The organism is Rahnella sp. PAMC25617 (assembly GCF_050606005.1).
Taxonomy (GTDB): domain Bacteria; phylum Pseudomonadota; class Gammaproteobacteria; order Enterobacterales; family Enterobacteriaceae; genus Rahnella; species Rahnella variigena.
Map to the genome: position 1 here is coordinate 380926 of NZ_JBOCUM010000009.1, position 10235 is coordinate 391160.

General features: G+C 50.3%; 8 protein-coding genes, 1 tRNA gene and 1 rRNA gene. 3 read left to right on the plus strand and 7 right to left on the minus strand.

The features are described 5' to 3' along the window. Positions 1 to 11: 11 nt before the first annotated feature. The 5 genes from ACM615_RS14335 to ACM615_RS14355 form a co-directional block, all read right to left on the minus strand. Positions 12 to 284, minus strand: coding sequence for a helix-turn-helix domain-containing protein (locus ACM615_RS14335; RefSeq protein ID WP_112289160.1), 273 nt, complete (start codon positions 282 to 284; stop codon positions 12 to 14). A gap of 23 nt (positions 285 to 307) precedes the next feature. Beyond that, positions 308 to 1279 carry a fimbrial protein gene (locus tag ACM615_RS14340; protein ID WP_113878358.1) on the minus strand — a complete coding sequence of 324 codons (972 nt, stop codon included), beginning with the start codon at positions 1277 to 1279 and terminating at the stop codon, positions 308 to 310. Positions 1280 to 1334: 55 nt separating this feature from the next. Next, positions 1335 to 2060, minus strand: a complete 726-nt coding sequence (locus ACM615_RS14345; RefSeq protein WP_369921247.1) for a fimbrial biogenesis chaperone — start codon at positions 2058 to 2060, stop codon at positions 1335 to 1337. A gap of 56 nt (positions 2061 to 2116) precedes the next feature. Further along, positions 2117 to 4519 (minus strand): fimbria/pilus outer membrane usher protein, encoded by a 2403-nt coding sequence (locus ACM615_RS14350; RefSeq protein WP_240783326.1) that lies wholly within the window; start codon positions 4517 to 4519, stop codon positions 2117 to 2119. 199 nt (positions 4520 to 4718) lie between these two features. Further along, positions 4719 to 5300 (minus strand): fimbrial protein, encoded by a 582-nt coding sequence (locus tag ACM615_RS14355; RefSeq protein WP_112289156.1) that lies wholly within the window; start codon positions 5298 to 5300, stop codon positions 4719 to 4721. 518 nt (positions 5301 to 5818) lie between these two features. On the opposite strand from ACM615_RS14355, the gene acs reads away from it, so the two are divergent. From acs to actP, 3 genes are read left to right on the plus strand one after another with little or no spacing between them, the layout of a single operon-like run. Next, the gene (acs, locus tag ACM615_RS14360; RefSeq protein ID WP_112289155.1) at positions 5819 to 7780 is read left to right on the plus strand and encodes an acetate--CoA ligase; all 1962 of its coding nucleotides are present in this window, start codon (positions 5819 to 5821) and stop codon (positions 7778 to 7780) included. A 54-nt stretch (positions 7781 to 7834) separates the two neighbouring features. Next, entirely contained in the window at positions 7835 to 8146 is a 312-nt protein-coding gene (locus tag ACM615_RS14365; protein ID WP_112289154.1) for a DUF485 domain-containing protein, read from the plus strand. After that, on the plus strand, positions 8143 to 9810 hold the full coding sequence (actP, locus tag ACM615_RS14370; protein WP_165353160.1) for a cation/acetate symporter ActP: 1668 nt from the start codon (positions 8143 to 8145) through the stop codon (positions 9808 to 9810). The genes ACM615_RS14365 and actP overlap by 4 nt, the downstream gene beginning before the upstream one ends. A 141-nt stretch (positions 9811 to 9951) precedes the next feature. Here the strand turns inward: actP and rrf are convergent. Beyond that, positions 9952 to 10067 (minus strand): 5S ribosomal RNA (gene rrf / locus ACM615_RS14375). A 36-nt stretch (positions 10068 to 10103) separates the two neighbouring features. Then, positions 10104 to 10179, minus strand: a tRNA-Thr gene (locus ACM615_RS14380). Positions 10180 to 10235 lie beyond the last annotated feature (56 nt).

Consider the following 10235-nt stretch of genomic DNA (forward strand, 5'->3'; position numbering starts at 1 on the left):
ATGAAGCCTGATTATTTATAGTAAAGATATAAATCATAACCGCAAGCCTGGGCATAACGAGACAAAGTACTGAAGCTTGCCTGAGCTGGCCGCTTCTCAAGACGGGTGATTGCCGGTGGCGTGATCCCAAGCCGTCTGGCCAGTTCAGTTTTACTCAATCCGGCATCCTCGCGCAGGGTTTGCAGCAGGGCGTGAATGTGCTTTTCTGCGATGAGTTCAGGTGCCTGGGCTGAGTATATGGGCTCTTCCAGCGCCTGAGCCCGCAGTTTTGCCGTTCTTAGCATATCGTTCTCCCTTATCTTTGCGGTCAGTAATAGTTAATTTTGACGATCACCGACGCATCAAACTGCCCGAGAGAAAGTGTTTTCCCCGGAATGGCACTCAGTTTTGCAGTGAAGTTTTTGGTGACCTCATTCACATTGTTAAGCTCTGCAAAGTTATCGTACCGGTTGAAAGTAATTGCCTTCTGCTGGTCGTTGTAGAGCATGAGCTTGGCACCGTTTGAAAGGTCTATCGCGGTGTCATCCAGCAGCGGACTGGCCGTAGAAAATTCTGCCTGCAGTGAGAAGTTATCCAGACATCCTTGTTTTACAGCCTTAATGGCAAATGGCAGTGAAATACCTGAAGATCGTGAAAGGGTCGTGCTTTGAATGGCGCCAAAATCAACAATCTGAGATTCCGGATACACTTTCAGGTCTGAACCGCAGGCCAGAAAACGGATCCCCTGCAAGCCAGAAAGGTTGTATTTGAGGTTTTTAGCACCGGGGGATTTGTTAATACCTCTGCTGCCATCAAGCTGAAAGACGGTGAACTGATCCGCGCCCTGGTAATGCCCGCTGGAAGGGGCATTTCCACTGACTTTGATATACAGGCGAAACGTCACGTTGACGGTGACGTTCTGGCCCTTTTTGATAGGCGTACTGTTAGTACTGAGTCTCTGCTCGTTCTGTTCCAGATCCTGCCCGTTGTAGCTCACACCCAGCAATAAGCCTTCCCCGATCGACTGGGATTTAGGGTTAAAGTAGAAATGCACAACGTCAATAATCGACCCCAGCACATTGTCGCAATACGCCGTGACGTTGATGTCATTCGATTCCCAGACCTTGGTGCCGACAGGAACATTCGCCGGGATAGCCAGTTGCCCTACTGGTATCGCCGGTTTATCCACAATACCGGTGCCTTTCTCCACACAATCGAGCGCCAGGGCGCTGCGGGAAAATAAGAAGAGCAGGATGATGATTGCCATCCGGCCAATGGATAATCTGCAAATATCAGGCATAACAATCCCTTTTCTTTATGGTAAATCCGTTCAGTCACGGCTTCTCACGTGGTTGTTATCGCTTATCATCCTTGCTGATAAGCTGACATTGCACGGACGGGCAATGATATTGATTGACCTGAAGACCGCCATAATCATCCATGTACCCGAGACTGTAACGGTCGCTGACGTACTGACTGCCGGTCAGAGATTCCGTCGCAAACGGCGCCAGCATGACGCTGTCAAAACCCGATGCATTGCCTTTATTGTCTTTACCCAGATATCCGACAGTGATGTAAAAGGGTGTAGGATTCGTCAGTTTCAGCCCGTTACTAAGCCGTGAAACCTGGAGCTGTTCCTGCCAGTCGGCTTTCAACAGTTTTCTCAGTTCCGCCGGGCGGAAGAACAATTTCACGCGGCTTTGGATTGCCACCTGCATCACGTTCGCCATATCACTTTTTGGCGGCACTTCGCGCACGTTGAAGTAGAACAGCGACTCACGGTCTTTCGGTAAACCGGCCGTTTCCGGCAGTTGCAGAATACGGATCTGGCTTTTCTGCCCGGCATCAATTCGCTGCATCGGCGGCAGCGCCACCAGCGGCGAGGTAATTTTTTCGCCCTGAGCGTTCTCCAGCCAGACCTGCGCCAGATAAGGCAGCTCCTTGCTCTGGTTCTCGAGCATGACGCTGACGGATTTATCGCTGGCGTTATAGATGATGCGCGTCCGGTCAAGATTCACCGCGGCGACTGCCGGATAACATGCTCCGGCCAACATCAGTACGGCTACGCAGCGTAAAATCATTTTTTTCATCTGGTTATTCCCTTACTTATGCGATCCCTTCAGACCGCTTTTCATCATTAATTGCAAGGCAGCAATACCTGCCCTGAAGAGGTTTCAGGCTGCGGCGGCACCTGAACCTGGCATTGCTGGTCGTCTCCCCAGCGGACAGTCAGGGATTTCTCACCTGACACCCCGGCCAGATAGGCCAGACCGCCGTCACCGATTAGTCCGGCTTCAAAACCGGAGCTGTTGTCGGTGACTGATGCCCCGAGCGGCGGATGACTGCCATCTTTCAGGCGGATCACCGCCATCAGACGCTCACCTTTAATCGCGCGGATTTTGCGAAAACCTATTGCCCCTTCCGTCAGGGTTTTACTGACCACTGAGCTATAGACTTCCACGTCATCCGGTAAATGGTTCACATCAACGCGGATATCAGAGGTCTGATAACTGGACACGCCATTCACCACCGCAATGCCGTAATCATTGGTCACGGATGCCCCGTCGCTTATCGGAATGCCTTTCACGCCGGTCGACACCATCATGCGAGGCTCGCTGCCCGCGCTGCTCTGATGCAAGGCCGCACCCGCCGCAGTGGCGGTAAACGAGCCGTACCAGTTCGCATTCACCGAACGGTAATCGTTATTTTTCACGCTGCCGTTAGCGCCGAACTGGCCGTACGGCGACATATGCTGATAGTTCGCGCGGAACACACCGTTACCTTTTTGTATATCCGGACTACTCCCGCCCGCGCCAACGCGCCAGGTATTGTTCGGGTCCTGACTGTTGTAATACGACGCGGTTTGCGAGAAGCCGCTTTGCGAATCCTGCTGCGCGTCGTAGCTGATTTGTTGTCCTGAAGACAGCGGGAGGCTGAGTGACAGAAACATCTGGTTTTCATCGGTATCACGGTAATTCAGCTTGCTGGCCGAAAAGGTGGCAGAGACACCGGTAAAGCGCCCGATATCGAAAATCTTGCTGACGGAGACGCTGTAGTTGTTGCTCGGATCTTCGTTCCAGTAGACCTTATGCGTCGCCGACAGATACAAGGTGATCGCCGGCCACGGCAGATACTGGTTAGCGGTCACTGTGTACGTTTGTTTGTCATCACGGGAATAACCGTCACCGTTCACCTTGTCGAGATACTGGTTAAAAGACATAAATGTCTTTTGTGAAAAGCGATAACCGGCGAACGTGATCTGACTGCCAGTCGAATCAAAGCGTTTGGAATAGTTGGCGCGGTAGCTGAAACCGGTTTGTTTACCCGCATCTGGTACGGTCGCAGAAGAGCGAGTCACGTCAAAAGATACCGCGCCGAGTTTTTGCAGGTTTTGCCCGATACCCAGCGCCTGCGCCTGATAATTCCCGGTCGTCGCAATCAGCCCGCCATAAAGCGAGAAATCATTTAGCGCCCCCCAGGACATTTCCCCGCTGTAAAAACCCGGCTGTAAAACGCGGTTGCTGCTGCCTGTGGTCGGTTTCCCCATGGCCGTTTTAAACCGCACCTGGCCTTTGCGGGTCAGAAAGGGAATGGTGGCCGTCGTCACCTGATAGGTAGTGACGCTGCCATTTTCTTCTTCGATTTTGACGTCCAGCGAACCCTGTACTGCTTCGGTCAGGTCCTGAACCACGAATGGCCCCGGCGAGACGTTGGTCTGGTAGATGACCCGTCCATTCTGGCTGATACTGACTTTGGCATTGGTTTTGGCGATCCCGGTCACCTGCGGCGCATAGCCACGTAATGACGGTGGCAACATGCGTTGATCGCTGTTCAGCGACGCACCGAGAAAGCGGAATGAATCGAAAATGTCAGAACTCAGATACGTTTGTCCGCCGGTAAGGCGTGCGCCGATAGAGGGTATAGCGCGATACACGTATTTCTGCGTCCAGGTGAAATTATCACTGGCTGGCGAACCTGAGGTGCGGGAAGAGGAATACTGATAATCCGCACGGGCGCGCCACGCCCCGAGGTTAAACCCGGTGGTACCGTAGCTGCTGAAACTGGTCGAAGTATCGCCCTGTTGAGGCATGTAACGGCTACCCAGCAGGTTATAGTCGAGCAAAACGCCGTTTACACCCTCATCCCATTGAGAAGGTGGCACCCAGTTCTGGTCGTGGAACGTCAGCCAGGCTTGCGGAATGCTGATATTAAGCGTCTGCCTTTCCTGATCGTAACGAGTGGTCACTTCCGGCATTTTATCCAGTGACGTACATTTGCCGTGATGCCAGAGGGTTATTTTTTCCCGGGCTGCTTTGGTCAGATCGAATTTATCCACCAGTGAAGGCGGTAAACATAACCGGCTATTTTTATTATCATCGACCGGAATATATTGAATGACACTCTGGTCACCGAAGGTGCGACCATTAAGCATCACATCCAGCAGGTACTCTCCAGGCGCGATGTAATTGGCAACCTGAAAACGCGACAGATCGACGTTATTGCGATCGGCAGAATCAATAAAGTTAACGTTAAATTCCACCGCCAGGCTTCTGATTGAAATTAAGCATCCCGACAAAAGGAAAATAAGCCAAAAGCCTGTCCCCTTCCTTGTCGATGTTCCATCCATCGCAAACAACATAATAAAATCACTTTTTGCTTTTATAGATCAAACATAAACCCCTGGCGCAGGTGCACCTGGAAAATAAAGGGGAGATAACTCCCCTAAATAATAACAATGCTTATTTATAATTCAGGGCGTACGTTGCCTGAGAAACGATAGTACCGGTCGAAACTGGCTGTGAGTTGGCTTCAACGCGCGCAGCAAATACCAGCTCATTATTACCGGTGACAAGGTTGATATCTTTAGAGGTATCACCGACTTTCAGCAGGTCGCCGTTCGCATCAATCAGACGAATGCCTGCGCCTTTTGCACTGCCGGTGTTAGCCAGCAGTTCACTCGCGCTGCTGTCAGGCGTGCCTGCGAAAGAAACGGCCACTTTAGACATCGCCGGATATTCGACGGTGCCCGCAGTTTGTGCAGTCAGGTCGCAGCCTTGCAGGTGAATGGTGTAGTTAACGTTCTGGGAATATTTATTACCGCTTTCCAGCACCTTATTCGCTACCTGACCCATGTTCACATTAATGTCCTCATCTCCTGGAGCAATTGAGCAAGGCGCATTAATAACGGTTCCGGTGAAATGAATGCGGCCAGAGCCCTGATCGGTTCCTGTCGGCGGTGTTGTAACATCATCTGCGAAAGCTGAAGCAGAAATAAGGGCAGATAAAGCGATAACCAGTGTCTTGTTCTTAGCGTTAAACATAGTAAGTCCTTGAGATTGTAACGGTAGCTATTAAGCGTTAAGCAGCTGTTAAGCGATATTATTCGCTGTACCGAAGAGAGCACCCCTCTCTTGCCAGATCAATATACTGATATTTTTAATTTAACGTTATAATAATTCGCTTAATGCAAATATTAAGAGTTTTACGCTCGGATTAATCTTTAAACATTGCCATTATGAAAGGAAATTAACTTATAAGTTAAAATAAATGATATTAAATGTTCTCTAATGAATAATAATTTTCGCATTAGATAAGGTGAGTTAAGCTTTATTTAACCAATTTATTACATTTTTAATCATAAATTTTTACCAATCACTCCTTTTTTCTCCTCCTACCTCTCCATTTTATTTATGTGGAGTGCTCCGCAATGAACATGCGCATATCCTGCTGTTTTTACTCTGCTTGCGTGATCTGACCCCCAAAAACCAAACAAAGCCAAACAGCAAACTACACTTAACCTTTGGTTGACATATCATTAACAAATCAAAGGAGAAAAACCATGAGCCATGTTTACAAGCACCCTATTCCTGCCTCTGTCGCAGAACGTACCCTGATTACACCTGAGAAATATCAGCAGTTTTATCAACAGTCTGTCGAAGATCCGGATGCATTCTGGGCCGAACAGGCGAAAGTATTAGACTGGATCAAACCTTTCACAAAAGTGAAGAACACTTCATTCGCACCGGGAAATATCGATATCCGCTGGTTTGAGGACGGCACCCTCAATCTGGCCGCGAACTGCCTGGATCGTCATTTAGCGGAAAAAGGCGACCAGACGGCACTGATATGGGAAGGCGATGACCCTAACGCTGAAAACAAACACGTCACCTACAAACAGCTTCACCATGATGTCTGCCAGTTTGCGAATGTGCTGAAAGGATTGGGTGTTAAAAAAGGCGACGTCGTCGCGATTTATATGCCGATGGTGCCGGAAGCTGCCGTTGCCATGCTGGCATGTGCGCGTATTGGTGCCGTGCATTCCGTTATCTTTGCCGGTTTCTCACCTGAAGCCGTCTCTGGTCGTATTATCGACTCCAGCGCGAAAGTGGTTATCACCGCCGATGAAGGGCTGCGTGCGGGTCGCACGATTCCGCTGAAGCAGAATGTGGACGATGCGCTAAAAAATCCTTCAGTCACCAGCGTGACACATTCCATTATTTTCAAACGCACCGGCAAACAGGGCGAGTGGAAAGAAGGTCGTGATATCTGGTGGCATGATGCCATTGACGGCGTTTCAGCTGATTGTCCGGCCGAAGAAATGAATGCGGAAGATCCGCTCTTCATCCTCTATACCTCCGGTTCTACCGGTAAGCCAAAAGGCGTGCTGCACACCACCGGCGGTTATCTGGTCTATGCCGCTCTTACATTTAAATACACCTTTGATTATCACGACGGAGACATCTACTGGTGTACCGCCGATGTTGGCTGGGTAACGGGTCACAGCTATTTGCTCTACGGCCCGCTGGCATGCGGCGCAATCAGCCTGATGTTTGAAGGTGTGCCAAATTATCCGACACCGGCTCGCATGGCTCAGGTCATTGATAAGCATAAAGTAAACATCCTTTATACAGCTCCTACCGCTATCCGTGCACTGATGGCTGAAGGCGATAAAGCGATTGAAGGTACCAGCCGTGAATCGCTGCGGATCATGGGCTCGGTGGGGGAACCCATTAATCCGGAAGCCTGGGAGTGGTACTACAAAACAATAGGCAACAGCCATTGCCCGATTGTCGATACCTGGTGGCAAACCGAAACTGGCGGTTTCATGATAACGCCATTGCCAGGCGCCACTGAGCTGAAAGCCGGTTCGGCAACACGACCGTTCTTTGGCGTTCAGCCTGCGCTGGTGGATAACGAAGGTGTTCCACAGGAAGGTGCATGCGAAGGCAATCTGGTGATCACCGATTCATGGCCCGGACAGGCGCGTACGTTGTTTGGTGATCATGAACGCTTCGAGCAGACCTATTTCTCAACGTTCAAGAATATGTATTTCAGTGGCGACGGTGCCCGTCGTGACGAAGACGGTTATTACTGGATCACTGGCCGCGTTGATGACGTGCTTAATATTTCCGGCCATCGGCTGGGAACCGCTGAAATTGAATCCGCGCTGGTTTCACACCCTAAAATTGCAGAAGCGGCTGTTGTCGGCATTCCGCATAACATCAAAGGGCAGGCTATTTACGCCTACATCACTCTCAATCACGGCGAAGAACCGTCACCGGAACTCTATACCGAAGTGCGCAACTGGGTGCGCAAAGAGATAGGGTCCATCGCCACACCAGACGTTCTTCACTGGACGGATTCATTACCTAAAACCCGCTCCGGCAAAATCATGCGCCGTATCCTGCGCAAGATTGCTGCCGGCGACACCAGTAATCTGGGAGACACCTCTACGCTGGCGGATCCGGGCGTAGTCGACAAATTGTTGGAAGAAAAACAATCAATGAAAGTGCCGTCGTAATTTTCACCGCCCTGGCGCGGTGAACTCTATCAATGCCTCACAGGAGTCACTGAGATGAATGATCTCATTTATCAGAGAGTTGTAAATAATCCGCGCTTTAGGGAACTGGTGCAAAAACGCAGTCGTTTTGCCTGGTTACTTTCAGGGATTACCTTGGTCCTGTACGTTGCCTTTATCCTGCTGATTGCTTTTGATCCGCAGTGGCTGGGAACCCCACTTTATGAAGGTGCCACGATTACCCGGGGTATTCCTGTTGGCGTGGGGCTGATCGTTATCTCTTTCGTTTTGACCGGGATTTATGTCATCCGTGCGAATAGCGAATTTGACCGGCTGACGGCAGATATTATCCGCGAGGTGCAGCCATGAAGGCTCATCGTGGCTCTCTTCTTTTACTGGCGTTGGTTTCAGCCTTCCCCTTCAACCTGTTTGCCGCCGAAGGAATTGCAGGTGAAGTGAAACGCCAGCCTCTTAATATAGAAGCGATTGTGATGTTCGTACTGTTTGTCGGTGCGACGTTATATATCACCTATTGGGCAGCAAAACGTACGCGATCCCGTCAGGATTACTACACTGCGGGCGGGCGCATTACCGGCCTGCAAAACGGTATGGCGATTGCCGGTGACTTTATGTCAGCCGCGTCTTTCCTTGGCATCTCTGCGCTGGTTTACACCTCCGGATACGATGGGCTGATTTACTCCATCGGTTTCCTGATTGGCTGGCCGATTATCCTGTTCCTCATCGCCGAACGTCTGCGAAACCTGGGTAAATATACCTTTGCCGACGTTGCGTCTTACCGTCTTAAGCAGAAACCCATTCGGCTGCTTTCAGCCTGTGGTTCACTGGTCGTAGTCGCGTTGTATCTGATTGCACAGATGGTCGGTGCCGGTAAGTTAATCCAGCTGCTGTTTGGTCTTAACTATCATGTTGCCGTGATCCTGGTCGGGATCCTGATGGTGCTCTATGTGTTGTTTGGCGGGATGCTGGCGACAACCTGGGTGCAAATCATCAAAGCAATTCTGCTGCTGGCGGGTGCGACATTCATGGCCGTGATGGTCATGAGATCTGTCGGCTTTAACTTCAATACGCTCTTTACTCAGGCCGTTGCGGTGCATTCTAAAGGGATTGCGATCATGAGCCCGGGAGGACTGGTTTCAGACCCGATATCGGCTCTGTCTCTTGGCCTCGCGCTGATGTTCGGTACCGCCGGTCTGCCGCATATCCTGATGCGTTTCTTCACGGTGAACGATGCTAAAGAAGCGCGTAAAAGCGTATTTTATGCCACCGGTTTTATTGGTTACTTCTATATTTTGACCTTCATTATCGGTTTCGGCGCCATCGTTCTGGTCAGTGGGAATCCTGCCTTTAAAGATGCCAGCGGTGTATTGCTCGGCGGCAATAATATGGCAGCAGTCCATCTGGCTGATGCCGTAGGAGGAAGCTTCTTCCTTGGCTTCATCTCTGCCGTCGCCTTCGCCACTATTCTCGCCGTTGTTGCAGGTCTGACATTAGCGGGCGCTTCAGCGGTATCGCATGACCTTTATGCCAGTGTTATCAAGGATGGCAAAGCCACTGAACGGGATGAGTTACGCGTTTCGAAGATAACAGTCATCTTGTTAGGGATCGTGGCGATTGCTCTGGGTATTTTGTTTGAAAAACAGAATATTGCGTTCATGGTCGGTCTGGCTTTCTCCATCGCTGCGAGCTGTAACTTCCCGATTATCCTGCTTTCAATGTACTGGTCCAAACTGACTACGCGCGGAGCAATGATTGGTGGCTGGCTGGGATTACTCACTGCAGTCATACTCATGATCCTCGGGCCAACTATCTGGGTACAAATTTTAGGGCATGCCAAACCTATTTATCCGTATGAATACCCGGCTTTATTCTCGATGATTGTCGCCTTCGTGGGGACCTGGTTCTTCTCGATTACTGATAACTCTCTGGAAGGCCAGAAAGAAAGGGAACGTTTCTATCCTCAGTTTGTACGCTCACAAACCGGGATCGGGATCTCTCAAAGCTCTAATCACTGATTGTTCTGATTTCAGAAACGCAAAAGGCCATCCCTGAGGATGGCCTTTTGTTTGAATCTTCAGTCTTAAATCGCAGAGCCTTTGAATGTAGAAAAGACAAAAGCCCCGTACTTTCGTACGGGGCTTTTGTCTTTTTTTGATGCCTGGCAGTTCCCTACTCTCGCATGGGGAGACCCCACACTACCATCGGCGCTACGGCGTTTCACTTCTGAGTTCGGCATGGGGTCAGGTGGGACCACCGCGCTAGTGCCGCCAGGCAAATTCTGTAATTTACCGAACTCTACGCTTATTACTGGTGCTGATACCCAGAGTCGAACTGGGGACCTCACCCTTACCAAGGGTGCGCTCTACCAACTGAGCCATATCAGCACGCTTATTCTTCTAACAGCTCGCTTATAAGCAAACTTTACTAATTTGATGCCTGG